The sequence below is a fragment of the Streptomyces sp. NPDC007808 genome, assembly GCF_042868655.1.
Taxonomy (GTDB): domain Bacteria; phylum Actinomycetota; class Actinomycetes; order Streptomycetales; family Streptomycetaceae; genus Streptomyces.
On record NZ_JBIAEQ010000006.1, the window covers coordinates 614,138 to 637,834 of the forward strand.

Annotated in this window: 22 protein-coding genes; 14 read left to right on the forward strand and 8 right to left on the reverse strand. The window is 72.0% G+C overall.

The features are described 5' to 3' along the window. Positions 1-86: 86 nt before the first annotated feature. On the forward strand, positions 87-746 hold the full coding sequence (locus ACFYNL_RS25170; protein WP_388807205.1) for a TetR/AcrR family transcriptional regulator: 660 nt from the start codon (positions 87-89) through the stop codon (positions 744-746). 64 nt (positions 747-810) lie between these two features. Here the strand turns inward: ACFYNL_RS25170 and ACFYNL_RS25175 are convergent, their stop codons facing one another. Next, positions 811-2,061 (reverse strand): glycoside hydrolase family 18 protein, encoded by a 1,251-nt coding sequence (locus tag ACFYNL_RS25175; RefSeq protein WP_388807207.1) that lies wholly within the window; start codon positions 2,059-2,061, stop codon positions 811-813. A gap of 335 nt (positions 2,062-2,396) precedes the next feature. Between ACFYNL_RS25175 and ACFYNL_RS25180 the strand changes: the two genes are divergently transcribed. Further along, positions 2,397-3,569 carry an acyl-CoA dehydrogenase family protein gene (locus ACFYNL_RS25180; RefSeq protein WP_388807208.1) on the forward strand — a complete coding sequence of 391 codons (1,173 nt, stop codon included), beginning with the start codon at positions 2,397-2,399 and terminating at the stop codon, positions 3,567-3,569. A 722-nt stretch (positions 3,570-4,291) separates the two neighbouring features. Next, complete coding sequence (locus ACFYNL_RS25185) at positions 4,292-4,414, forward strand: hypothetical protein (RefSeq protein WP_388807210.1); 123 nt, start codon at positions 4,292-4,294, stop codon at positions 4,412-4,414. A 40-nt stretch (positions 4,415-4,454) separates the two neighbouring features. On the opposite strand, the gene ACFYNL_RS25190 is transcribed toward ACFYNL_RS25185, so the two are convergent. After that, complete coding sequence (locus ACFYNL_RS25190) at positions 4,455-4,889, reverse strand: hypothetical protein (protein ID WP_388807212.1); 435 nt, start codon at positions 4,887-4,889, stop codon at positions 4,455-4,457. 267 nt (positions 4,890-5,156) lie between these two features. Between ACFYNL_RS25190 and ACFYNL_RS25195 the strand changes: the two genes are divergently transcribed. The 4 genes from ACFYNL_RS25195 (at position 5,157) to fxsA (ending at position 9,388) form a co-directional block, all read left to right on the forward strand. Continuing rightward, entirely contained in the window at positions 5,157-5,597 is a 441-nt protein-coding gene (locus ACFYNL_RS25195) for an Lrp/AsnC family transcriptional regulator (RefSeq protein ID WP_024887321.1), read from the forward strand. A gap of 160 nt (positions 5,598-5,757) precedes the next feature. Beyond that, positions 5,758-7,362: an amidohydrolase gene (locus ACFYNL_RS25200; protein ID WP_388807214.1), complete on the forward strand. Its 1,605-nt coding sequence runs from the start codon at positions 5,758-5,760 to the stop codon at positions 7,360-7,362. A gap of 557 nt (positions 7,363-7,919) precedes the next feature. Further along, on the forward strand, positions 7,920-8,741 hold the full coding sequence (locus tag ACFYNL_RS25205) for a polyprenol monophosphomannose synthase (protein WP_388807216.1): 822 nt from the start codon (positions 7,920-7,922) through the stop codon (positions 8,739-8,741). Between the two features lie 92 nt (positions 8,742-8,833). Beyond that, on the forward strand, positions 8,834-9,388 hold the full coding sequence (gene fxsA / locus ACFYNL_RS25210; RefSeq protein WP_388807218.1) for an FxsA family membrane protein: 555 nt from the start codon (positions 8,834-8,836) through the stop codon (positions 9,386-9,388). A 187-nt stretch (positions 9,389-9,575) separates the two neighbouring features. On the opposite strand, the gene ACFYNL_RS25215 is transcribed toward fxsA, so the two are convergent. From ACFYNL_RS25215 to ACFYNL_RS25230, 4 genes are all read right to left on the reverse strand, one after another. Further along, the gene (locus tag ACFYNL_RS25215; RefSeq protein ID WP_003977404.1) at positions 9,576-9,950 is read right to left on the reverse strand and encodes an RNA polymerase-binding protein RbpA; all 375 of its coding nucleotides are present in this window, start codon (positions 9,948-9,950) and stop codon (positions 9,576-9,578) included. 278 nt (positions 9,951-10,228) lie between these two features. Continuing rightward, positions 10,229-11,614 carry an MFS transporter gene (locus ACFYNL_RS25220; RefSeq protein ID WP_388807220.1) on the reverse strand — a complete coding sequence of 462 codons (1,386 nt, stop codon included), beginning with the start codon at positions 11,612-11,614 and terminating at the stop codon, positions 10,229-10,231. Between the two features lie 54 nt (positions 11,615-11,668). Continuing rightward, entirely contained in the window at positions 11,669-12,439 is a 771-nt protein-coding gene (locus tag ACFYNL_RS25225) for a glycerophosphodiester phosphodiesterase (protein WP_388807222.1), read from the reverse strand. Continuing rightward, positions 12,436-13,125, reverse strand: coding sequence for a YitT family protein (locus ACFYNL_RS25230; RefSeq protein WP_388807224.1), 690 nt, complete (start codon positions 13,123-13,125; stop codon positions 12,436-12,438). Before ACFYNL_RS25230 ends, ACFYNL_RS25225 begins: the two co-directional genes overlap by 4 nt. Positions 13,126-13,189: 64 nt before the next feature. Here ACFYNL_RS25230 and ACFYNL_RS25235 point away from each other — a divergent pair, with 64 nt between their 5' ends. Further along, positions 13,190-14,689, forward strand: coding sequence for a PLP-dependent aminotransferase family protein (locus ACFYNL_RS25235; protein ID WP_388807225.1), 1,500 nt, complete (start codon positions 13,190-13,192; stop codon positions 14,687-14,689). A gap of 103 nt (positions 14,690-14,792) precedes the next feature. Here the strand turns inward: ACFYNL_RS25235 and ACFYNL_RS25240 are convergent, their stop codons facing one another. Both ACFYNL_RS25240 and ACFYNL_RS25245 read right to left on the reverse strand, forming a co-directional pair. Beyond that, positions 14,793-16,427, reverse strand: coding sequence for an ATP-binding protein (locus tag ACFYNL_RS25240; protein ID WP_388807227.1), 1,635 nt, complete (start codon positions 16,425-16,427; stop codon positions 14,793-14,795). 40 nt (positions 16,428-16,467) lie between these two features. Further along, positions 16,468-16,662, reverse strand: coding sequence for a hypothetical protein (locus ACFYNL_RS25245; RefSeq protein ID WP_004002760.1), 195 nt, complete (start codon positions 16,660-16,662; stop codon positions 16,468-16,470). A gap of 374 nt (positions 16,663-17,036) precedes the next feature. Between ACFYNL_RS25245 and ACFYNL_RS25250 the strand changes: the two genes are divergently transcribed. From ACFYNL_RS25250 to ACFYNL_RS25275, 6 genes are all read left to right on the forward strand, one after another. Beyond that, positions 17,037-17,429: an ankyrin repeat domain-containing protein gene (locus tag ACFYNL_RS25250; protein ID WP_388807229.1), complete on the forward strand. Its 393-nt coding sequence runs from the start codon at positions 17,037-17,039 to the stop codon at positions 17,427-17,429. Between the two features lie 300 nt (positions 17,430-17,729). Beyond that, positions 17,730-19,148 (forward strand): HEAT repeat domain-containing protein, encoded by a 1,419-nt coding sequence (locus ACFYNL_RS25255; RefSeq protein ID WP_388807231.1) that lies wholly within the window; start codon positions 17,730-17,732, stop codon positions 19,146-19,148. Positions 19,149-19,348: 200 nt separating this feature from the next. Next, entirely contained in the window at positions 19,349-20,476 is a 1,128-nt protein-coding gene (locus tag ACFYNL_RS25260) for a glycosyltransferase family 4 protein (RefSeq protein ID WP_388807233.1), read from the forward strand. Beyond that, positions 20,473-21,636 carry a glycosyltransferase gene (locus ACFYNL_RS25265; protein WP_388807235.1) on the forward strand — a complete coding sequence of 388 codons (1,164 nt, stop codon included), beginning with the start codon at positions 20,473-20,475 and terminating at the stop codon, positions 21,634-21,636. The genes ACFYNL_RS25260 and ACFYNL_RS25265 overlap by 4 nt, the downstream gene beginning before the upstream one ends. Beyond that, positions 21,633-22,568: an SGNH/GDSL hydrolase family protein gene (locus tag ACFYNL_RS25270; protein WP_388807236.1), complete on the forward strand. Its 936-nt coding sequence runs from the start codon at positions 21,633-21,635 to the stop codon at positions 22,566-22,568. The genes ACFYNL_RS25265 and ACFYNL_RS25270 overlap by 4 nt, the downstream gene beginning before the upstream one ends. Positions 22,569-22,682: 114 nt before the next feature. Further along, positions 22,683-23,633 (forward strand): RNA-binding protein, encoded by a 951-nt coding sequence (locus ACFYNL_RS25275; protein ID WP_388807238.1) that lies wholly within the window; start codon positions 22,683-22,685, stop codon positions 23,631-23,633. Positions 23,634-23,697 lie beyond the last annotated feature (64 nt).

Below are 23,697 nucleotides of genomic sequence, written 5' to 3' on the forward strand. Positions count from 1 at the left end.
CAAAATCGATCAGACTCGAACGGTCGGGTCGCCCAGGTCTGCCATACTGCCGATGTCCCGCAGCCCGATGAGATCCAGGGTCTAAATTGAATATTAGTCAACAACGTGACGCGTCCCGTCCCCGGGCTCGCGGCACCGAGCGTTCGGTGGCGCGCCGTGCCGAACTCATCACCATCGGGCGGAAGTTGTTCGCCGACACGTCGTACGACGCGCTGTCCATGGACGACATCGCCCGGCAGGCGCATGTCGCCAAGGGGCTCATCTACTACTACTTCCAGTCCAAGCGCGGCTACTACCTGGCGATCATCCAGGACTCCGTCGCCGACCTGGTCACCTACGCGGCGAGCGGCCTCGAACTCCAGCCGGTGGACCGGGTCCACCGCACCATCGACAGCTATCTCCGCTACGCCGAGCACAACCAGGCCGCCTACCGCACCATCGTCAGCGGCGGGGTCGGCTTCGACACCGAGGTGCACGCCATCCGGGACGGCGTGCGCGAGGCGATCGTCGCGACCATCGCCGAGGGGGCGTACGGCCGCACCGACATCGCCCCCCTCGCCCGGATGGGACTGCTGTCCTGGGTGTGCAGCGTGGAGGGCGCCACCCTCGACTGGATCGACCATTCGGAACTGCCCCGCGACACCATGCGCGATCTGCTGGTGAGGACGCTGGGCGGCGCGATGCGCGCCATCGAGGAGCTCGACCCCGCGTACAAGGCTCCCGAGCCCGCCCGGCGGGGCGACTGACCCGCAGGGCGCGCCAAGGGGCGGAGGTCTCGTGGTCCTCCGCCCCATGCCCCCGTGGGGCCGGCTACCTGATCGCCTTGATCAGCTCACCGCCCGGCGTGTCCCCGCTCAGCTCCCAGAAGAATGTGCCACCCAGCCCCTGCTGGTTCTTGTACGTCATCTTGGTCGCGATGGTCGCGGGGGTGTCGTAACTCCACCACTCGCTTCCGCACTTGGCGTACGCGGTGCCGCCCACCGTGCCGGTCGCCGGGCAGCGGCTCTTCAGTACCTTGTAGTCCTCGATGCCGTTCTCGTAGGTCCCCTTCGCCGGCCCGGTCGCCGTGCCGCCCGGCGCCGACTGGGTGACGCCGGTCCAGCCGCGGCCGTAGAAACCGATGCCGAGGAGGAGCTTGCTCGCCGGGATGCCGAGGCCCTTGAGCTTGGCGATGGTCGCCGAGCTGTGGAAGCCGGCCTTCGGGATGCCGGGGTAGGAGTGCAGTGCCGAGTGCGGGGCCGTCGGGCCGGCCGCGTCCCAGGCGCCGAAGAAGTCGTACGTCATCGGGTTGTACCAGTCGACGTACTGCGCCGCGCCCGCGTAGTTCGCCGCGTCGATCTTTCCGCCGCTCGTCGCGTCGGCCGTGATCGCCGCGGTGACCAGATTGCCGGAGCCGAACTTGGCGCGCACCGCCGCCATCAGGTTCCTGAAGGCCTCCCGCCCGCTGGTGTCACAGGTGGCGCCGCAGGCGTTGGGGTACTCCCAGTCGATGTCGATGCCGTCGAAGACATCGGCCCACCTGGAGTTCTCGACCAGGGCGTAGCACGACTGGGCGAAGGCGGCCGGGTTGCGCGCGGCCTCACCGAAGCCGCTCGACCAGGTCCAGCCGCCGAAGGACCACAGGACCTTGAGGCCGGGGTGCTTCTTCTTCAGTTCCCGCAACTGGTTGAAGGTGCCGCGCAGTGGCTGGTCCCAGGTGTCGGCCACGCCGTCCACGGACTCCGCCGCGGTGTAGGTCCGCTCGGTCGCGGCGTAGGAGTCGCCCATTGCGCACCTGCCGCCCGTGACGTTGCCGAAGGCGTAGTTGATGTGGGTGAGCCTGGCGGCCGAGCCCGACGTCTCGATGTTCTTGACGTAGTACTTGCGGTCGTAGGTGCCCCATTCGGTGAAGTAGCCGACGACCTTGGAGCCGGCGGCGAGCCTCGGTGAGGCGTCGGGTCCGACGGCGGGTCCGGCGGTGGCGGTGCCCGCGCCGGCGAGCAGGCCGGCACTGAGGACGGCCGCGCAGACGGCGGACACGAGCGCCCGGAACCGGGTGCGTGGGCGGTGCGAAGTGTGCATCGGGGAGTCTCCTCCGTGGGGGAGAGGGGGACGTGCGCCGATTGGCATGAACGCGATGATGAGAATCGCCCCGCCAAGCTAGGAGGACTAGACCAGTACGTCAATGGTTCGGACCAATTTCCATGGCTGCGTGTGTCGCTCGATACTTCTTGAAGTAAGCGGTCGTTAACTGGTGACTGGGTGCCTCCGATCGGGCATACTCACAGCGCAGCCGCTGGTCAGCAGCTTCCGAGACCCGGGAACGCGAGCATCGGCCCGGCACCAGTGAGACCCGGCGGAGTCGCCCCACCCAAGGCGGCAGACCGCCGATGTGCCCGACAGGGAGGATCGTCGCCATGCCCGACCGCGCCCCGCAGCCGGTGGACCGTCAACTGCCCACGGACGAGGCCCGGGATCTGATCTCGCTCGTCCGCGACATCGCGCAGCGCGAGATCGCCCCGAAGGCGGCCGAGGAGGAGGACGCCGGGCGCTTCCCCCGCGAGGTCTTCACCCTGCTCTCCGAATCAGGGCTGCTCGGCCTGCCGTACGACGCGGAGTACGGCGGTGGCGACCAGCCGTACGAGGTCTACCTCCAGGTCCTGGAAGAACTCGCCGCGGTCCGTCTGACCGTCGGCCTCGGTGTCAGCGTGCACACCCTCGCCTCCTACGCCCTCGCCGCCTACGGCACCAAGCAGCAGCAGGTCGAGCATCTGCCCGCGATGCTCGGCGGCGGACTGCTCGGCGCGTACTGCCTGTCCGAGCCGGCGTCCGGCTCCGACGCGGCGTCCCTGCGGACCAAGGCGGTGCGGGACGGCGACGGCTGGGTGCTCACGGGCACCAAGGCCTGGATCACGCACGGCGGAATCGCCGACTTCTACACGGTCATGGCGCGCACCGGCGCGGAAGGGCCGCGGGGGATCAGCGCGTTCCTCGTGCCCGGTGACGCGGACGGCCTGAGCGCCGCGGCACCCGAGAAGAAGATGGGGATGAAGGGCTCGCCCACCGCCCAGGTCCACTTCGACGGCGTCCGGGTCGGCGACGAGCGGCGCCTCGGTGAGGAGGGCCAGGGCTTCGCGATCGCGCTGTCCGCGCTCGACTCCGGACGGCTCGGCATCGCGGCCTGCGCGATCGGCGTGGCGCAGGCGGCGCTGGACGAGGCCGTGGCGTACGCGACCGAGCGACGGCAGTTCGGCAAGCCGATCGCCGACTTCCAGGGCCTGCGTTTCATGCTCGCCGACATGGCGACCCAGATCGAGGCGGGCCGCGCCCTGTACCTGGCGGCGGCGCGGCTGCGCGACGCGGGCCGCCCGTTCGCCAAGCAGGCGGCCATGGCCAAGCTGCACTGCACCGACACGGCGATGCGCGTCACCACCGACGCCGTCCAGGTGCTCGGCGGATACGGCTACACCGCGGACTTCCCGGCCGAGCGGTACATGCGCGAGGCCAAGGTGCTCCAGATCGTCGAGGGCACGAACCAGATTCAGCGGATGGTCATCGCCCGTCACCTAGCAGGTCCCGAGGGACGCTGAACTGCCCCCGCTTGACCTGCGGCGCCGCGAGCCGGATCCACTCCGGGTCGTGGCGCCCGGGCAAGGTGCGGCCGCGGTCGGCCCACGTGCGCATCAGCTCGCGGTAGATGGGCGGATCCGGGTGCTGGGGCGGAGCCGGCGGAAGCGTTCCCGCGGGCCGTGGGACGAAGATGCGGCGCTGCGGTCCGGTCGCTGAAAAAGTGGGGGGCATACCAGGGCAACGCGGAGGCGGGGGGACAAGTCACGTCGGTGGTAATAGGGCGTGAGTTCGCGGCGCGTCCGGTTACAACTCTGGCCCATGCGCCCTGCCTGACGTGCCGTCAGCCGGCTTGCCTCCAGGGAGGTTTGCCCTGGCCGATGGCGAACGCCTGCTGAGTCCCGCGACGCCGGCAGGCGCAGCGCGCCGCGCTCCCGCTCGGGGGTGCGCGGCCGACTGGCCGCACGCGGCGACCGACGCCGAACGCGAGCACCTCGAAGCGGTGATGATCGGCTGCCGGCCCGGCTGTACGGCCAAGTCCCGGCGCGGAAGGCCAAGTTCCGCACGCTTCGGGGCGAAGGGGGCGCGCTGCGTCGGGCCACGACGCAGCTCAGCGCGTACCACGCAGGGGTGGTCGACGGGCTCCCCCGCGCACCGAGCTTCGAGGCGGCGTTCGAGCGGTTGGAGCAGCTCCGCGAGACAGGGACGTCCACGCGTGTACGCCGCTTCGAAGCATGGCGTCGTCATGCTTCGTATCGCCCACCGCCAGGCCCACTTCGGCGAAGTCGACGTCCCGGCGGACCCGGGCATGTTGATCCTGCACCACGGCAGCCTGCGGGCCATGGTGCAGGGCGGCTACGGGGACTGAGCGAAACGCGAACGAGGTGCCGTGCTGCCCGGCAACGCGCTCAGGCGGCCTGGCGCCGCAGCACCGGGACCCTCATCGGGCGCGAACCCGGGCCGCCGACGTGCGAGAAGGGCTGGGTCCGCCAGTCGAGCCCCTGAGGGAGCGTCAACAGAAGGGCGGTGTCCTGCTCCTGAGGCTCCAGGGACTCGTCCGCGGAGCGGGCCTCGGCGGCCCGACGGCCCGTACCGGCGCACACCGTGAGGCCGAACGGGTTCCACGGCGAGGCGCACAGCGCGTGCTCCGGCAGGACCTCCTCGTCCGCCAGCAGCGCGATGGGCTGCGCGCAGTCCGGGCAGATCACCCGGTACATCTCGAAGGTGTCGTAGGTGTCGAACTCGTCCTCGTAGGCGTCGGGTTCGACGCCCTCCGGCTCGGGCTCGGCGACCGGCTGGAGGCGCTTGGGTGCGGTACGACCAGGACGCTTAAGACTCTGCATTGGTTCTCCCCCTCGGGCTGGGCCGTGAAGGCGCTGCGGCCTCGACCACAGCAAGCACTTCCCGTCCGCTCTCGGCGGTAATCGCGAGACCATCACGGAGCCTGTTCGAGGGCTGTGGCGTTCGTCACATGCCGTTCGCAGGTGCCCAAGGCGGCCGGTTTGTCCCCCGGCCGGCTCACAGCCGCCTGACATCCACATCACAAACCGGCCATGACCTGGTCTGCTCAGGTATCCCAGGAGATCAGCGGCACTGTAGGTTCTTGCGCCATGGAGGAGCTGGATCGACAGATCGTGCAGCTGCTCGTCAAGGACGGGCGGATGAGCTACACCGACCTGGGCAAGGCCACGGGCCTGTCCACCTCGGCCGTGCACCAGCGGGTGCGGCGGCTGGAGCAGCGTGGCGTCATTCGCGGCTATGCCGCGGTGGTGGACCCCGAGGCCGTGGGGTTGCCCATGACCGCGTTCATCTCGGTGAAGCCGTTCGATCCCAGCGCCCCTGACGACATCGCGGACCGGCTGGCCGGGGTGCCCGAGATCGAGGCCTGCCACAGTGTCGCGGGCGACGAGAACTACATTCTCAAGGTGCGGGTGTCCACCCCGCACGAGCTGGAGGAACTACTCGCCCGGCTCCGGTCGCTGGCGGGGGTGTCCACGCGGACCACAGTGGTGCTGTCCACGCCCTATGAGGCCCGGCCGCCGCGCATCTGACCGACCACGGACCCGCCCCCGCGCTGTTCACCGACGGTCGGGCGGCACGGGGCCCGTCCGCCCGGCGAGGCCGCACACCGGCACGGCCCGCGCCCCTGCCGCGGCGTCCGAGGCGACCCCCGTCCGGAGCGGTCCCCGGTGAGGGGCGAGACTGTTTCGCATGAGTGAGTCCAGTGCCCCGCCGAAGACCGTCCTGCTCCGCCGCGGAGAGGTGCACAGCCCTGCCGATCCCTTCGCCACCGCGATGGTCGTGGAGCGGGGGCAGGTCGCCTGGGTCGGCTCGGAAGGGGCCGCGGACGCCTTCGCGGACGGGGTGGACGAGGTGGTCGACCTGGAGGGCGCCCTCGTCACCCCCGCGTTCACCGACGCCCATGTGCACACCACCGCGACCGGGCTCGCCCTGACCGGCCTCGACCTGTCCGGCGCGGCCTCCCTGGAGGACGCCCTCGCCCGGGTACGGGCCTTCGCCGCCTCCCGCCCCCACGACCGTGTCCTGCTCGGCCACGGCTGGGACGCCTCCCGCTGGCCCGGCGGGCGCCCGCCGACACGGACCGAGCTCGACGAAGCCGCCGGTGGCCGCCCGCTCTACCTCTCCCGCATCGACGTCCACTCGGCGGTCGTCACCACAGCCCTGCTGGACCTGACCCCCGGCCACCCGGGCGCGGCCGACGCCCCGCTCGTCGCCGACGCGCACCACGCCGTACGCGCCACCGCGCTGGCCGCGATCACCGCCGCCCAGCGTGCCGAGGCCCAGCGCGCCGCCCGCACCCATGCCGCGTCCCTCGGTATCGGCACCGTCCACGAGTGCGCGGGACCCGACATCTCCTCCGAGGACGACTTCACGGCGCTGCTGCGGCTGGCAGGTGAGGAGCCCGGCCCGCGGGTCGTCGGCTACTGGGCCGAGCAGGACGTACGCAAGGCGCGCGAGCTGGGGGCGATCGGCGCGGCCGGCGACCTCTTCGTCGACGGCGCCCTCGGCTCGCACACCGCCTGCCTGCACCAGCCGTACGCCGACGCCGAACACACCGGCACCGCCTACCTGGACGCACCCGCCGTAGCCGCCCATGTCGTCGCCTGCACCGAGGCCGGCCTCCAGGCGGGCTTCCACGCGATCGGCGACGCCGCCGTGACGGCCGTCGTGGAGGGCGTACGGGCCGCCGCCGACAAGCTGGGCCTCGCTCGCGTCCGAGCCGCCCGACACCGGGTCGAGCATGCGGAGATGCTCACCTCCGAGACCGTCGCGGCCTTCGCCGAGCTCGGCCTGACAGCCTCGGTCCAGCCCGCCTTCGACGCGCTGTGGGGCGGCGAGGACGGCATGTACGCCCAGCGTCTCGGCATCGAACGGGCCCGCACCCTGAACCCCTTCGCGGCCCTGCTGCGGGCCGGTGTCCCGCTCGCCTTCGGCTCCGACAGCCCGGTCACGCCGCTCGACCCCTGGGGCACGGTCCGCGCGGCGGCCTTCCACCGCACGCCCGGGCACCGGGTCTCGGTGCGTGCCGCGTTCACGGCGCACACGCGGGGCGGCTGGCGGGCGATCGGACGGGACGACGCGGGCGTCCTGGTGCCCGGCGCGCCCGCCGACTACGCCGTGTGGCGCACCGAGGAACTGGTCGTCCAGGCTCCCGACGACCGGGTCGCGCGCTGGTCCACCGACCCCCGTTCCGGCACGCCCGGCCTGCCCGACCTGACCCCGGGACGCGACCTCCCGGTCTGTCTGCGCACGGTGGTGGGCGGACGAACGGTCTTCGTACGGCCGGGCGAGTGATCTCCCGGGGTGGCGCTGACCCGAACGCCGCGCGCCACCCCGGCGCGCGACCTGCGCATCCTCCGCTCTGACCAGGGAATTGACCGAAAACGAGCAGTTCAGAGGGCTGTTGACAGGCGGAGGTCCGGGGCCGGTAGGTTCGGCCGGGTCCACCACCGGACGCCCGACCGGGCAACCGCGGAACTTCCGGGAACCCGCCGCAACGCCGCTGGGTCAGGGACGGTGTGCCGCACCGGGGCACCGCCACTGGGAGCCAGGCTCAGCGCCGGCGCGGCGACGACGGAACGTTCCGGCCGGTCGGGGAGGTGTGACCCGGGTGGGGCCCGGGCGCTCAGTAGACAACGGCTTCAGGTCGACCCGCAGCCAGCGGGTCCCAGGTCGGCCCGAAGGGCGCCGGGCCCCCATCCGCAGCGGTCGCGAACCCGGCGCACCGCCCCGGAACGCCCCGCCTCGCCCCGCTCCCGTGGAATCGACACCGCCATACGCGCGCGCGATCACGTCGGCGCAGGCCGCGCCCACTATGGTGGACGTCTGCGTACGGACATGAAGGGGCAGCAGTGAACGACGGCGACGGGACCCTCGCGGCACAGGACCGGGGGAGACAGTTCGGGCCGCTCGGCACGGCGTTGGTGATCATCCCGACCTACAACGAGGCGGAGAACATCAAGAGCATCGTCGGCCGGGTCCGCAAGGCGGTCCCTGACGCGCACGTGCTCGTGGCCGACGACAACAGCCCCGACGGCACCGGCAAGCTCGCCGACGAACTCGCCGTCGAGGACGACCACGTCCAGGTTCTGCACCGCAAGGGCAAGGAGGGCCTCGGCGCCGCCTACCTCGCGGGCTTCCGCTGGGGGATGGAGCACGGCTACGGCGTCCTGATCGAGATGGACGCCGACGGCTCGCACCAGCCCGAGGAACTGCCCCGTCTGCTGACCGCGCTCAAGGGCGCCGACCTGGTCCTCGGCTCGCGCTGGGTACCGGGCGGCCGGGTCGTGAACTGGCCGAGGTCCCGGGAATTCATCTCCCGCGGCGGCAGCCTCTACTCCCGGCTCGCCCTCGACCTCCCCCTGCGCGACATCACCGGCGGCTACCGTGCCTTCCGCCGCGAGACCCTCGAAGGGCTCGGCCTCGACGACGTCGCCTCGCAGGGCTACTGCTTCCAGGTCGACCTCGCCCGCCGCGCGGTCAAGGCCGGCTTCCATGTCGTCGAGGTGCCGATCACCTTCGTCGAGCGGGAGCTCGGGGACTCGAAGATGAGCCGGGACATCCTGGTCGAGGCGCTGTGGCGGGTCACGTCATGGGGGGCGCAGGAGAGGGTGGGCAAGCTGCTGAGCCGCCCCAAGCCGTCGACGCGGCCGTCGCAGCAGCCGCCGTCGTAGGGCAGCGATCCGCGGGCGCCGCCGTCGCCTCACCACCCCTGCGCCGGCGGCCCCTTATACCGCTCTGAGCAGCGCCCAGGCACACTGGACGCATGACGACTGGCGCACCGACCCCGACCTACCCCGCCCGGCCCCGGCGCTCCCGCCTGCGTACCTTCCTGCCGCTGGGGATCGCCGCGTGGCTGGTGCTGGAGATCTGGCTGCTGACCGTGGTCGCGGACGCGGCCGGCGGGCTCGCGGTGTTCCTGCTGCTGGTCGGGGGCATCGTGCTCGGCTCGGTGGTGATCAAGCGAGCGGGCCGACGCGCCTTCGAGGCCCTGAACGAGGCGCTGCAGCGCGGCGGCACTCCCAAGCGCGGCGGTGGCAACGGCCTGATGATGCTGGGCGGCCTGCTGATCATGCTGCCCGGTCTGGTCTCGGACGCGCTGGGCCTGGTCCTGCTGATCCCACCGGTGCAGAAGGCGCTCAGCCGCCGTGCGGAGCGGACGTTCGAGCGGAAGCTGCGCGAGGCGACCCCCGGTTCGTTCGGTGACGCCTTCCAGCAGGCCCGCATCCACCACCCCGACGGCAAGGTCGTGCAGGGCGAGGTCATCAAGGACGAGCCGCGGGACATCCCCCAGGAGCCGAGGCCTCCGCTCACCGGCTGATCCTTCTGCCGCGCCGGTCGATCCTTCTTCCCCGTTCCTTCTTCCGCGTTCCCGTTCCTTCTTCCGCGTTCCGCGAAGGTCCCGGCCGCGGTCCGGTTCCGGGCAACGCACGACACCGCAGGTGCCGTACGTCACTCTCATGTACGGCACCTGCGGTGTCGGGCGTATGTCTGTTCCGGGTTACCCGCTACGCGGACTTGCGGCTGTCCCGGGGATGAACAGCAATGTTCATCGCCCCGGAACGCAGAACGGCAAGACGCTCCTCAAGGACCTCTTCGAGTTCCTCGCGGGTGCGCCGCTCCATCAGCATGTCCCAATGCGTACGCGCGGGCTTGGCCTTCTTCTCCTCAGGGCCGTCGCCATCCACGAGGAGTGCCTGGGCCCCGCAGACCTTGCACTCCCACTCCGGCGGGATCTCCGCCTCTACCGAGAAGGGCATCTCGAACCGGTGCCCCTTCTCGCATGCGTACTCCACGGCCTGGCGCGGGGCCAGGTCGATGCCGCGGTCCGTCTCGTAGCTGGTCACCACGAGGCGCGTGCCGCGAAGAGCTCGCTCACTCATGAATCGTGCCTCCCGGGCTTGTCGCCCACAGGACAGGTGTCGCTGTCGTCGTCATCCGGTCAACGTCCGGTCGGCGGTAAAGATTCCCGTTCCGAGTCACGTTCCGGGTCGTGCGTCGCCGTCGTAGCCGCAGCCTTGCTGACCAATGTCGTACCCACCGGCGCCCGGTTTGTCACATCTGCTCGCAGATGTGACACAGCGTTTCGGCATCTTTGACGCGCAGTAACGGTACGCCTGGCAGGCCAAACGCGTACACTACCGCCCTTTCACTCCGAACGCTAAATCGTGGTCGGAACCCGATTGCCCGCGTCGCTGATGGCCCGCCGCACCGGAACCCTCGCGAGCAGGGCGAATCCGATGACGAAGAAGGCCACGAGGGAGATGATCGCGTCCCGATAACTTCCGGTCAGCTGGTAGGTCAGCCCGAACAGCAGCGGGCCCAGCCAGCTCATGCCGCGGTCGCTCATCTCGTAGGCCGAGAAGTACTCGGCCTCCTTCCCGGGCGGGACGAGATGGGAGAACAGCGAGCGGGACAGGGCCTGGCTGCCGCCGAGGACGAGGCCGATGCCGGCCGCCAGCACGAAGAACCACACCGGTGCCCCGGCGGGCAGGAAGTACCCGGCCGTCAGCGTCAGCGTCCACGCCACCAGTGAGCCGAGGATCGTCCGCTTCGCGCCGTACACGCGGGCCAGCCGGCCCATCGCGAGCGCCCCCGCCACGGCCAGCACCTGGACCAGCAGTACGGCCCCGATGAGCGTGGACTGCCCGAGGCCCAGTTCCTTCGAGCCGTAGATCGACGCCTGGGAGATCACGGTCTGGATGCCGTCGTTGTAGATCAGGTAGGCGAGGAGGAAGGCGAGGGTCAGCGGATGGCGGCGCATGTCGCGGAGGGTCGCCGCGAGCTGCCGGAAGCCGGATGAGGTCGGCGCGCCGGCCCCCTCGCCGCTCGTACCGTCCGTCCCGGTCGCGGCGTACGCCGACCGGCGGTCGCGCAGCCGTCGCAGCGGGATGACGGCGAAGGCGCCCCACCACAGGCCGGCCGATGCCAGGCAGATCCGTACGGCCGTGCTCTCGGAGACCCCGAAGGAGTCGTGCGCCAGGTACAGGGTCAGGTTCACGATCAGCATCAGCGAGCCCGACGCGTAGCCGAAGGCCCAGCCCCGGGAGGAGACCGCGTCCCGATCCTCGGGCGGGGCGATCTGGGGGAGGTAGGAGTTGTACAGCATCATCGCGACCGACTGCGCGGCGTTCGCGACGATCAGCAGGACGCCGCCGAGCAGATAGCGGTCGCCGCCGAGGAAGAACATGGCGGTGGTCGCCGTGGCCCCCACGTAGGCGGCCGTCGCGAGCAGGGGCTTCTTGCGGCCGGTGCGGTCGGCGGCGGCGCCGACCAGCGGCATCACCAGGACGGCCACGATCACCGACAGGGACACCGAGTACGCGAAGAAGGATCCCGCGCGGACCGGGACGCCCAGGGGATGGACGAACCCCTCGGAGTCCGCCGCCGCCTCGGCGACCGACGTCAGATAGGGGCCCAAGAACACGGTGAGCACGCTCGTCGAGTAGACGGAGCACGCCCAGTCGTAGAAGTACCAGCCGCGCTGCTCGCGCCGCCGCCCGGCGGCCTCGTCGGCCGCGTCCGTCCGCACGGTACCGGTGCCCACCCGCGCCCTCGCTTCCCCGTGGAGATCCCGCGCGTGGGCGGAGCCGGGACGGGGTCAGACCCAGACGCCCCGGTCCTCCATGACCTTGCGCAGTGTGTCGATGTGATCGGTCATGATGCCATCGACTCCCAGGTCCAGAAGCCGGTGCATCGACGCGGGCTCGTTGATCGTCCACACGTGGACCTGCAGCCCACACGCGTGGGCTGCCCGTACGAAGCGGTGGTCCACCACATGGACACCGGACTGTGCCTCCGGTACCTGGGCGGCGACCGCCGAGCGGCGCAGCGCGGCCGGCACCCCCCATGAGCGCAACCGCAGATTGAGCACGCCCCGGGTGCCGTAGGACGTCGCCAGGCGCGGGCCGGCCAGGCGCTGGGCGCGTACGACCCGAGCCTCCGAGAAGGAGCCGACGCAGACGCGGTCCCAGGCACCTGTGCGTTCGATCAGCTCCAGGAAGGGGTGGAGCGCCGGCTCCGCCTTGAGGTCGACGTTCCAGCGCACCTCGGGAAAGGTCTCCAGGAGCTCTTCGAAGAGGGGCACCGGCTCCTTGCCCGCCACGCGCGCGTGCCGTACGTCGTCCCAGGGCAGGTCCGAGATCCGGCCTGCCCCGTCCGTCACCCGGTCCAGCGTCGCGTCGTGGAAGGCGACGAGCCTGCCGTCGCGTGTGGTGTGGACATCGGTCTCGATGTACCGGTAGCCCAGCTCCACCGCGCGCCGGAACTGCAGCACGGTGTTCTCCAGGCCGTCCGCCGCCCCGCCCCGGTGGGCGAACGGGATCGGACCGGGGTGGTCGAGGTAGGGGTGGCGTATCCGCGTGGTGCTCACGAACGCAGTATCGCCCGTCGGGGTTGCCCACCGGCAACGACCGTGCCGCTGTCCGATGCCGAGGGGACGGCGAACACGCGCAGGAAGAGCTGGGCGAGCGGACCGATCGACAGGGCGTAGAGGACGGTGCCGGCGCCCACTGTGCCGCCCAGGGCGAAGCCGGTCGCCACGACCGCGATCTCGACGGCCGTGCGCATCAGGCGGATCGAGCGGCCGGTGCGCCGGTGCAGGCCGGTCATCAGGCCGTCGCGGGGGCCGGGGCCGAAGCGGGCGGCTATGTAGAGGCCGGTGGCAGCGCCGTTGAGCACGATGCCGGCGAGCAGGAGGGGGATCCGTACGGCCAGGGCGTGCGCGTCGGGAACCAGGGCGAGGGTGCCGTCCATGGCGATGCCCACCACGAAGACGTTGGAGACGGTGCCGAGGCCCGGGCGCTGTCGCAGGGGGATCCACAGCAGCAGGACCACGGCTCCCACGGCGATCGAGACGACGCCGATCGTCAGGCCGGTGCGTTCGGCGAGGCCCTGGTGCAGCACTCCCCAGGGTTCCAGGCCCAGGCCCGCCTCGACGAGGAGCGCCGAGCTCGCGCCGTAGAGCGCGAGCCCGGCGTACAGCTGCGACAGCCGGCGGATGAGGTGCCCTCGCGTGGACAAGACGTGCCCCCCTGTGGTGGTAGTGGCCTGATGCATGACACCCTGTGGCTTGAGAGGCGGCGTCCTCCATGGCCAATTCAGGGAAGGTGGACTGGAAATCATGGCGCAGTGGACCTCGGCGGTGGGTGCCGCCCAGCTCGCCCGGCTCCTCACCTCCCAGCAGGACCGTCCCGCCGGCCCCGGCAGCAAGCGGCCGCCCGCGTACCGGGCCCTGGCGGACGGCGTCCGGCTGCTCGTCCTGGAAGGCCGGGTCCCGGTCGCCGCACGGCTCCCGGCCGAGCGGGAGCTGGCCCTCGCGCTCTCGGTGAGCCGTACCACCGTGGCCGCGGCGTACGAGGCGCTGCGCGCCGAGGGGTTCCTGGAGTCGCGGCGCGGGGCCGGCAGCTGGACTGCTGTACCGGCCGGTAACCCGCTGCCCGCGCGAGGGCTGGAACCCCTGCCGCCCGAGGCCCTCGGCTCGATGATCGACCTGGGCTGCGCGGCCCTGACCGCGCCCGAACCGTGGCTGACCCGTGCCGTGCAGGGTGCCCTGGAGGAACTGCCTCCGTACGCCCACACGCACGGCGACTACCCCGCGGGGCTGCCCGCCCTGCGCGCGATGATCGCCGAGCGGTACACATCGCGCGGGATCCCGACCATGCCCGAGCAGATCATGGTGACCACCGGGGCGATGGGCGCGATCGACGCGATCTGCCATCTCTTCGCGGGCCGCGGTGAGCGCGTCGCGGTCGAGTCTCCGTCGTACGCCAACATCCTCCAGCTGATGCGCGAGGCGGGCGCCCGCCTCGTGCCCGTCGCCATGGCGGAAGGGCTGGCGGGATGGGACATGGACCGCTGGCGGCAGGTGCTGCGCGACGCCGCGCCGCGGATCGCCTACGTCGTCGCCGACTTCCACAACCCCACCGGGGCACTGGCCGACGACGACCAACGGCGGCGGCTGGTGGACGCGGCGAGGTCGGCGGGGACCGTGCTCGTCGCCGACGAGACCATGAGCGAGCTGTGGCTGGACCCGGACGTCGCGATGCCGCGCCCGGTGTGTGCCTTCGACCCCGCCGGGTCGACCGTCATCACGGTCGGTTCGGCCAGCAAGGCGTTCTGGGCGGGGATGCGGATCGGTTGGGTGCGCGCGGCTCCCGACGTCATCCGCAGCCTCGTGGCCGCGCGCGCGTACGCCGACCTCGGGACGCCCGTGCTGGAGCAGCTGGCCGTGAACTGGCTGTTCAGCACCCGGGGTTGGGAGCAGGCGGTGGACGTGCGGCGCGCGCAGGCCCGGGAGAACCGGGACGCCCTCGTCGACGCCGTGCGACGGGAGCTGCCCGAGTGGGAGTTCGAGGTGCCGGGGGGCGGCCTCACCCTGTGGGTGCGGACAGGGGGGCTGTCGGGATCGCGGATCGCGGAGGCGGGCGAGCGGGTGGGGGTGCGGGTGCCGTCCGGGCCCCGGTTCGGGGTGGACGGGGCGTTCGAGGGGTATGTGCGGTTGCCGTTCACCGTGGGCGGCGCGGTGGCCGAGGAGGCCGCGGTGCGGCTGGCTGCGGCCGTGCGGTTGGTGGAGAACGGCGTGAGCGGCGGGAGCGACTCGGCGCGGCCGTTCGTGGCGTGACGGGCGCGGAGCACGCGGAGTGGTTCCCGGTACGGGCGGCGGGAGGTGGCTTCCGGCGGGTGGCCGGGTGCGCGACCGCGCCCGGCCCGCCCGGTTCCGGCGCCTACGACGTCTCGGCCGCCACTGCCTCCGCCGGTACCGGCTCCTGTTCCGTCTTCTCCAGGACCGGCCGAGGCAGTTCCTCCGCCTCCGGCGGCGTCGTCCGGGGCGGCAGCAGGTCGAGGACCGCCTGGCGGTGCGCGTCGCTCGTCGCGTCGTCGTAAGGGTCGGGGGTCGCCGGGACCTGGAGGCGATGAACCGGGCCCGTGCCCAGGCGGGCGTAGCCGCGACCGGGTGGGACCTCGGCGACCGGGGTGGTGTGCGGCAGAGCGCCCAGAGCCGCCTCCAGTTGCTCCTTCGTCGCGGGACCGAGCACGACACGCGCGCGTGTGTGCTGGCGTACGGCGTCGCTCAGCGCGTCCATGGCGTCCCACTGGTCGGCAACCACGACCGTGACGCCGGCGGCGCGGCCGTGCCGCAGCGGTACCTGGAGCAGTGACTGGGGGTCCTTGCGGTGGTCCGCGGCGGCGAGGTGGGAGAAGGCGGTCGGGCGGTCCAGCAGGATCCACAGCGGGCGCCTGGTGTCGTCGGGTGGAGGGTTGCCGGCCTGACGTGCCCGGTTGATGGCGATCAGGCGCCGCTCGGTCTCCGTCGCCGCCCATTCCAGGCTGGCCAGCGCCCCGGCCAGTCCGCACTCGACCGCGAGGACGCCGTCGCGCCCGATGAGGCAGGCGTACTCGCCGGTGCTGCCGCCCTCGACGATGACGACGTCGCCGTACTGCAGGGCCTGCAGGGCGACGGAGCGCAGCAGGGTCGAGGTGCCGCTGCCGGGCTGGCCCATGACCAGCAGGTGGGGTTCGGTGGAGCGCACGCCGGTGCGCCAGACGACCGGTGGGACGTCCAGTTGCTCCTCGCCGTGGGTGAGGGGGAGCGTGCGGTGGACCTGGGTGGGGTCGGTGAAGCCCAGGACCGTCTCGCCGGGGGTGGTGACGAAGCGCTGGGCGGCGATGTCGGTGGGCAGGGGCGCGAGGGCGGTGACCGTGAGCTCGTTGCCCTCCTCGTCCCAGGCGAAGTGGTACTCCCGGCCACGGCCCGACTTCGCGGCCAGCAGGTGCTCGATCCGGGCGCGTGCCTGGGGCTCGGCGTCGGTGAAGTAGGCCGGGTAGCGGACCACGAGGGCGCTGACGCGTCCAGTGGTGTCGAACGTGTACTCCGGGAACGCTTTGTCCCACTCGCCGCCGTGGGCGTACATCGGTGCCGGGTCGTCGGCCGCGGTGAAGTACGGGACGAGCGCCTCGTACAGCGATCTCAGCCGCTCCGTCTGGGACTCGTCCGGCCCCTCGGGAGTCGCCGGGGCGCGGTCGCGGCCGTGCCAGGCTGCCGCCGCCATCAGTGTGATGACGGCGAGCAGCGGACCGTACGGCACGAGTGCCACGACCAGGATCACCGAGGCCACCATGAACAGCAGTGGCCCGCGCCGGTCCTTGGGGGTGTCGGCCCACTTGCGCCGTCCGGCCGCGGCCAGCCGGCGCAAGCCCCGGGTGATCGTGATCAACGGGTGGAGGACGTCAGAGGCACTGTCGGTCGCCGTCCGGGCCAGCTCTCGGCTTCGGGCGAACTGCGTCCGGGCCAGCTCCCGGCTCCGGGCGAGCTGCTCGGTGCCTGTGCTCAGGATGCGGGGGAGGGGGCGGCGGGCCACTGCTGTCTCCTACAGGTGCGTACGGGCGGGAGGTGCGGCGTCAGAACTGGATGCCGCCGAGGAGGCTCGCCAGGCTCTCGCCACCGGCCTTGATGCTGGGGGCGATCGCCGTGCTCGCCAGGTAGAAGCCGAACAGGGCCGAGATCAGGGCGTGTGACGCCTTCAGTCCGTCCTTGCGGAAGAAGATGAAGACGACGATGCCGAGCAGGACGACGCCTGAGATGGAGAGGATCATGTGAGTGCTCCTGGTTGGGTGGGGACAGTCACCATGAGTACTTCCAGGCTCACAGGATGTATCTATACGATAAAAGGTGCAACTGGGTGAAATCCGGCGGATTTCCTCCGGGTGGCGGAGTGTCCTGGGGCGGATGAGCTTGGGTCCTGCGTCCGACCGCGTCTGCGATGATCTTTGCCTCGTACGCGGCGGGTCATGTGCCGCGCGAGCCAGTACCCTGGCGAATCACTCGTACGGCCGAGCATCGCTTGCCGGTCGTACCATGCTCCCCGTAGTGCCCGGCAGTACCAGTGGCACCGGTAGTACCTGCAGTACCAGTAGTGCCCAGCAGTCCCCAGCAGTCCCCGTATGTGTAGTGAGAGGCGGTCCGGCCCATGACCGAAGCCCCCGACCCCGAGGTCGTGGAGCTGGCGACCAAGATCTTCGACCTGGCCCGGCGGGGCCGGACCGAGGAACTCGTGGCGTACGTCGACGCGGGCGTACCGGCCAACCTCACCAATGACCGCGGCGACTCGCTGGTGATGCTCGCCGCGTACCACGGCCATGCCGACGCCGTGCGCGCCCTGCTCGACCGGGGCGCCGAGGCCGATCGCGTCAACGACCGTGGTCAGACGCCCCTCGCCGGTGCCGTCTTCAAGGGAGAGGCGGAAGTGATCAAGGCCCTTCTGGACAGCGGCGCCGATCCGGCCGCGGGTACCCCGTCGGCCGTCGACACCGCACGCATGTTCGGTAAGGCGGACCTGCTCGAACTGTTCGGCGCACACTGATCCGACCGATCTGACCAGCAAGAACACTGAAAACGGGGGAGGCGGTACAGGGCCGCCGAAATTTCGGTCGCGGCAGATGGAAGTGCCGAGTCATCATGACCTCGTGATTCACGGACGCGATGGCTGGGCAGGTGTTGCCGCACCGCGCGGGCCGTGATGCGGCCCGCATGGGCCACCGACGAGAGGCAGAGGAAGATGGTCTACAGCAAGCAGGAAACGGCGGGCGCCCCGACGTGTTGTCACGCGGCCAGGTAAAGCAAGATCCCGGTTGCGTCGACGCTTGATGTGAGGCTGTTTCCCATGTTCGAACCGGTCATAGCGCCCAGCGGTACGCTGCTCGGCCTGCTCCAGCGGGGTCGCGGCGACGGCACACTGCACGCGCTCACCGCCCCGCGCGCCGAGGCGCTCGCGGCCCTGAACCACTGTGTGCTGCGGGACCCCCGCCACGACTGGCAGGTGGAGAACCGCTCCCTGTACTACGCCCGCCTCTACCTCGACCTGAACGGCGAACTGGACGAGATCGAGGCCCACCTCTTCGACGTCGAGGACGTCCTCGACACCGAGGAGTCACGCACCGGGCTGGCCCTCGCCGTCCTGGGCCACCTCGCCTCCTACGGCAGGCGGGACGCCCTCGAACTGCTGCGCAGGTACGCCGCCACCGGCTCCAACTGGGCCTGGGCCCTGGACGAGCTGGCGCTCCGGGACGACGACGCGGGCCTGCGTGCCCTCGCCGCGCCCGTCCTGGCGCGTTTCCCGGCCGATCCCGAGGGCGAGGCCGAGCTGGCCGCCCACGTACGCGATGCTTTTGAGCCACGGCCGTGGCGGCTGTGGGCCGAGGATCCGCGCGAATCGATCGCCACGCGCGTGCGTGCCGCTCAGGAGGCCGGCTGTTTCGACCGCTGGCAGCGACAGATGCGACCGACCGGGCCACGGCCGGGGTGGAGCGTCCAAGCGGTCTTCGAGTGGGCTCAGCAGGGCCTGGAGCGCGGTGCCGCGCTCCATGTGCCCGCCGCCCGGTGCCTCACCGCGGTCGCGGGGCCCGAGGACCGGCCCGAGATCGTCGCAGCCGCCAAGGACGGCACCGACGGAGCCCGCTGCACCGCACTGCGCTACCTGGCCGACAGCAACGACCCGGACGCCCTCGACCTGATCGAGGCGGCCGTGGTCACCGGGTCGCCGACGGTGGTCGAGGCCGCCGTCGACGCCTTCGAACGCATGCGCAGTATCGGCGCCGTCGACCGCGCCCGCGGCTGGGCCCGACGGCCCGACGCGCTGGGCGCCGCCGCCGGGCGCATGCTCGCCTGCCGAGGGGGAGCCGAGGACAAGGACCTGGTCCTCGCCGCCCTGCGGGAGGCCGTACGCGGCGAAGGCCCCGACGCGCCGACCCTGTGGACCCTCGTGGACGGCACCGGACGGCTCGGCATCGCCTGCGCCGCGCCCGTCCTGCGCCACATCTACCGCGAGACCGCCTCCTCCCACCTGCGCGGCCGCACCGCCCGCGCTCTCGCCGCCACCGATCCCTCCTTCGCCTCCGGATTCGCGATCGAGTGCCTCTGGGACTGCGAGGAGACCACCCGCGAGATCGCCGCCCGGCACGCCGCTACCGGCGACACACGGGTCGTCGACCGGCTGCGCCGCCTCGCCGCCGATCCGGCCGAGGAGGCCGAGGTGCAGACGGCCGTACGCAGCAGGATCGGACCCGACACGACCGCCGGTTGACCATCGCGCGGGGCGTGGCCCAGAGGTGGCCCTCGGGAGGGGCCCGGCCCGCCCCTGGTGAACGCGGGGTGATCTGCGGGTCAGGCGCGCATGGACGTGCCCTGACCCGCTCGGGCGCGCCGCGGAACGCTCATGGGACGTTCCTCGTCCGGAAAGATCCACGTTGACGCGGCCACGTCCGGCACGGCGACAACACCGGTATGCGTGTCGTCATCGTGACCGAATCCTTTCCCCCCGATGTGAACGGCGTGGCCCACTGCGCGTTCCAGACCGCCCGACACCTCGTCGAACGCGGCCACGCCCCCCTCGTCGTCGCACCCGCCCCCGCGCCCGGGAACAAGCTCGGCGTGCCGGCGCCGTGCCCGGTCGTCCATGTCCCCTCCCTCCCGCTCCCGGGCTACCCCCAGGTCCGCGTCGCCCTCCCCAGCCGGCGCCTCGCCGCGGCGGTCACCGAGCACCGCGCCGACATCGTGCACCTGGCCGGCCCCTTCGTCCTCGGCGTCCGCGGCATGGCCGCCGCCGCCCGGCTCGGCGTCCCCACCGTGGCCGTCTACCAGACCGACCTGGCCGCATACGCCCGCACCTACATGGGCGCCGGAGAGGCCGCGGCCTGGCGCCGCATACGCTCCGTCCACTCCGCCGCCGACCGCACGCTCGCCCCCTCCACCGCGTCCCTGAAGGACCTGGAGACCCACGGAGTGCCCCGGGTGCACCTGTGGCGGCGCGGCGTCGACACCGCCCGCTTCCGCCCGGAGCTGCGCGACGAGGCGCTGCGCCGGGACCTCGCCCCGAACGGCGAGGTGATCGTCGGCTATGTCGGACGACTCGCCCCGGAGAAGCACATCGAACTGCTCTCCGGCGTGTCCGCCATGCCCGGCGTGAAGCTCGTGATCGTCGGTGACGGGCCGAGCGGGCCGGCGCTCGTCGAGGCGCTGCCCGGTGCGGTCTTCCTGGGCCGCCGCGGCGGGGACGACCTCGCCCGGATCTTCGCCTCGCTCGACGTGTTCGCCCACACCGGCCCGTACGAGACGTTCTGCCAGTCCGTGCAGGAGGCCATGGCCAGCGGCGTGCCCGTGGTCGCACCCGCGGCGGGCGGCCCCCTGGACCTGGTCGACCACGGCCGCACCGGGCTCCTCGTTCCGCCGCGCGACGCCGACGCCGTGCAGGACGCCGTACGGTCCCTCGTCACTGCCCCCGCACTGCGAGCCGCGTACGGGGCCGCCGCCCGCGCGACGGTCGAGGGCCGCACCTGGGCGGCGATCGGGGACCAGCTCATCACCCACTACGAGGCCGTGCTGGGAGCGCGGAGGCCGGCGGTGGCCGCATGAACGCCCCGCTCCGCATCGTCCGGCTGGCGAACTTCGTCGCCCCCGCGTCCGGCGGACTGCGCACCGCGCTGCGCGAGTTGGGCAAGGGCTTCAAGCTGGCCGGCCACGACCCGGTGCTGGTCGTGCCGGGGGAGAGGTACAGCGACAGCGACACCGAGCAGGGCCGGGTGATCACCCTGCCCGGTCCGATGCTGCCCGGTACCGGCGGCTACCGCGTGCTGATCGACAGGCGCCGGGTCGCGGCGCTCCTGGAGGAGCTCGCCCCCGACCGCCTGGAGGTCTCCGACCGCACGACGCTGCGGTGGACCGGCAAGTGGGCCCGGCGCGCCCGGGTGCCCGCGGTGATGGTCTCCCACGAGACCGCCGACGGTGTGCTGCGCACGTGGGGGCTGTCGGAGAACCTGTCCCGGCGGGCTGCGGACGCCCTCAACGTCCGCACCGCCCACACCTACTCGAAGGTCGTGTGCACCACCGAGTTCGCCGAGCGGGAGTTCGTGCGGATCGGCGCCCGCAACGTCGTACGGGCTCCGCTTGGCGTCGACCTGATGAACCGGCGTCCCACCCTGCGTGACGCGGCACTGCGAGCCACCCACGCGCGCGAGGACGAGAAGCTGCTGCTGATGTGCTCCCGGCTCTCCGTGGAGAAACGGCCCGGTACCGCGCTGGACGCCCTGGAGTCGCTGCGCGGGCGCGGAGTGCGCGCGGTGCTCGTGGTGGCCGGGAACGGCCCGCTGCGGGCGCGACTCGAACAGCGGGCGCAGGAGCGCGACCTGCCGGTGACCTTCCTCGGGCATGTCGCCGACCGCAGCCTGCTCGGAGCGCTCCAGGCCTCCGCCGACATCTGCCTGGCTACCGGGCCCGCCGAGACGTTCGGGCTCGCCGCCCTGGAGGCCATGGCCTGCGGGACGCCCGTCGTGGCGAGCGCGTCCTCGGCCCTGCCCGAGGTGATCGGGGCCGCCGGGGCCACCGCGGCGGACGACGGGGACGCCTTCGCGGACGCCGTGGAACTGCTGCTGGCCCGTCCCGAGCGGGAGCGCCGGGAGGCCGCACGCGCGCGTGCGGAGTGCTTCGGGTGGGGCACGGCGGTGGACGCCTTCCTCCGCGCGCACGACGCGACGGTCCCGGTGCGTCCCTTCGCGCGAGCGGAGGGCGCGGCATGAGACCGCTCCGCTACGTCGCCCTCGGGGACTCGCTGACCGAGGGAGTGGGCGACCCGGTGGGAAAGGGGTGGCGCGGCTGGGCCGCGCTGCTCGCGGACGGGCTGTGCGAACCCTCCGCCGAGTTCACCAACCTCGCGGTCAGCGGGGCGCAGACGCGGGACGTGGTGGAGGGCCAGCTGCCCGCCGCGCTCGCGCTGCGCCCTGACGTCGTGTCCGTCCTGGTCGGCGTCAACGACACACTGCGCCGGACCTTCGACATCCACCGCGTCGCCGAGCGTCTCGACAGGGTCTACGCGGCCTTCACCCGCCAGAGCGCCGTCGTGCTCACCGCGTGCCTCCCCGACCCCGGCACGATGCTCGGGCTGCCCGATGCGCTGGCCGACCCGCTGGCCCGGCGGCAGCGGGCGGTCGACACCGTGGTCCACGCGCTGTCGGAGCGGTACGGCGCCCTGCACCTGCACGCGGCGAAGGGCGCGTGGGTCGAGGACCGGGCGATGTGGAGCGCGGACCGGCTGCACCCCGGGGAGCGGGGGCACCGGCAGCTGGCCGTACGGTTCCACGGGCTGCTGTCGGACACCGGGATGGCGACGGGGCCCGTGCCCCGCGCCGAGCCCGAGTTCCCGCCGCCCACCAGAGCGGCGAGGCTGGGGTGGCTGGCCACCGCGGGCACCGCCTGGGTGATCCGGCGCTGCAACGACCTGCTGCCCCAGCTGCTGTGCCTCGCCGCCGACGAACTTCGGCACCGGGCGGCGGGCACGAGCGGCCGGCTCGACCTGCGCGCGGCGCAGTCGGTGTCCGTGGCGCTGGCCTCGCTGTCGGTGCCGGTGCCGGTGCCGGTGCCGGTGTCTGTGCCGGTGACCGGGGCCGTGCCGTCGCAGTCGGCGCCGCAGTCGCAGGTGCCGTCGTCGTTGTCCTGCCCCGGCCATGTGTAGGAGGTCCACCGCTTTGTGTGGGTGGGTGGCCCGCGTTCCGTTGATGCGCAGGCGGATCTGCTTCTGATGGCACGAATTATGCTGAGGCCCCGCCTCAGCAGCACAGGGAGCTTCGTGCCGCCGTCCTTCGCTCATCAGATAACCAAGTACGACCCCGCCGACCGTGACGAGCGCGGTCACTACACGGGTGCTGAGGACACGGTGAGCGACCACGGACCCGTCGAAGCTGCCTACTTGGAAGCGATCGCCGCCTTCGCACGGGAAGCGGGCATCGCCACACTGCAGATCCGTGAACCCGAGGTCACCGGCTTCGTCAACTTCGGCCTGGAAGCACCCATCGACGGCCACGGCCTCGCCGGCCTGTTCCCGCCGGACCTGACCGGCTACCACGACGGTGCCGAAGTTTCTCTGTCCGTAGCCTTGGAGCTGGTGCGGGCCATGCTCCGCGACGAGGGGGCCTGGTGCCGGTTGGAGCGCGACGACACGTTCACCATCCACGTGGGGTGGGACCAGTACGTGTACGTCGGCAGCGACCGACCCTGCGACGCAGCGGTCGCCCGGACGCATGAACTCGGCCTGTTTGCGCAACCGATCAGCGTCTCCCCCTACGCGGCACATCTGGACGAACCTGAAGTGACCGAGGCTGCCGACGAGGACTTCTGGGAACGAGTCCGCGCCGAACTCGCGACGCAACAGACGCTGCTCCTGGAAGAGACCTACGTCCGCAACGCGACCCGTTGGCACCGCCTCACCGCGAGCACCCTCGACCCGGTACGCGCCGGGCTCGGCCCTCGCGCGCTCCTGACGATCTGGCCGGACCTCGACCCCGATGTCGACGAGGTCCTTGCTGCGCTGCCCACGGACGCGTCCATGGACTTCGTCTGGGAGGCACCGAACGGAGCGATCCGCCACGTCACCATCGACGAAACCGACCACCAACAGCTCGCCCGTCTGGTCGCGGGCGCGAAAGCAGCCTGCTCTCTGCCCCTGATCCTCGACGAGCGCCACCCGCTGTTCCAAGCAGCCTTGCCGGACGGCGACGGCGTGCTGCGCGCCAGGTGGTGACCAGGCCACCGGGGGCGTCCTGAGCGACTCATCGTCCTGCCTACGGCCGAGTGGGACGTCGGCC

Excerpts from the sequence above, each read along its gene's own strand:
- ACFYNL_RS25175 (WP_388807207.1), bottom strand. The coding sequence starts at position 2,061 with ATGCACACTTCGCACCGCCCACGCACCCGGTTCCGGGCGCTCGTGTCC.
- ACFYNL_RS25180 (WP_388807208.1), top strand. The coding sequence starts at position 2,397 with ATGCCCGACCGCGCCCCGCAGCCGGTGGACCGTCAACTGCCCACGGAC.
- ACFYNL_RS25185 (WP_388807210.1), top strand. The coding sequence starts at position 4,292 with ATGCTTCGTATCGCCCACCGCCAGGCCCACTTCGGCGAAGTCGACGTC.
- ACFYNL_RS25190 (WP_388807212.1), bottom strand. The coding sequence starts at position 4,889 with ATGCAGAGTCTTAAGCGTCCTGGTCGTACCGCACCCAAGCGCCTCCAG.
- ACFYNL_RS25195 (WP_024887321.1), top strand. The coding sequence starts at position 5,157 with ATGGAGGAGCTGGATCGACAGATCGTGCAGCTGCTCGTCAAGGACGGG.
- ACFYNL_RS25200 (WP_388807214.1), top strand. The coding sequence starts at position 5,758 with ATGAGTGAGTCCAGTGCCCCGCCGAAGACCGTCCTGCTCCGCCGCGGA.
- fxsA (WP_388807218.1), top strand. The coding sequence starts at position 8,834 with ATGACGACTGGCGCACCGACCCCGACCTACCCCGCCCGGCCCCGGCGC.
- ACFYNL_RS25215 (WP_003977404.1), bottom strand. The coding sequence starts at position 9,950 with ATGAGTGAGCGAGCTCTTCGCGGCACGCGCCTCGTGGTGACCAGCTAC.
- ACFYNL_RS25230 (WP_388807224.1), bottom strand. The coding sequence starts at position 13,125 with ATGCATCAGGCCACTACCACCACAGGGGGGCACGTCTTGTCCACGCGA.
- ACFYNL_RS25235 (WP_388807225.1), top strand. The coding sequence starts at position 13,190 with ATGGCGCAGTGGACCTCGGCGGTGGGTGCCGCCCAGCTCGCCCGGCTC.
- ACFYNL_RS25245 (WP_004002760.1), bottom strand. The coding sequence starts at position 16,662 with ATGATCCTCTCCATCTCAGGCGTCGTCCTGCTCGGCATCGTCGTCTTC.
- ACFYNL_RS25250 (WP_388807229.1), top strand. The coding sequence starts at position 17,037 with ATGACCGAAGCCCCCGACCCCGAGGTCGTGGAGCTGGCGACCAAGATC.
- ACFYNL_RS25255 (WP_388807231.1), top strand. The coding sequence starts at position 17,730 with ATGTTCGAACCGGTCATAGCGCCCAGCGGTACGCTGCTCGGCCTGCTC.
- ACFYNL_RS25260 (WP_388807233.1), top strand. The coding sequence starts at position 19,349 with ATGCGTGTCGTCATCGTGACCGAATCCTTTCCCCCCGATGTGAACGGC.
- ACFYNL_RS25265 (WP_388807235.1), top strand. The coding sequence starts at position 20,473 with ATGAACGCCCCGCTCCGCATCGTCCGGCTGGCGAACTTCGTCGCCCCC.
- ACFYNL_RS25270 (WP_388807236.1), top strand. The coding sequence starts at position 21,633 with ATGAGACCGCTCCGCTACGTCGCCCTCGGGGACTCGCTGACCGAGGGA.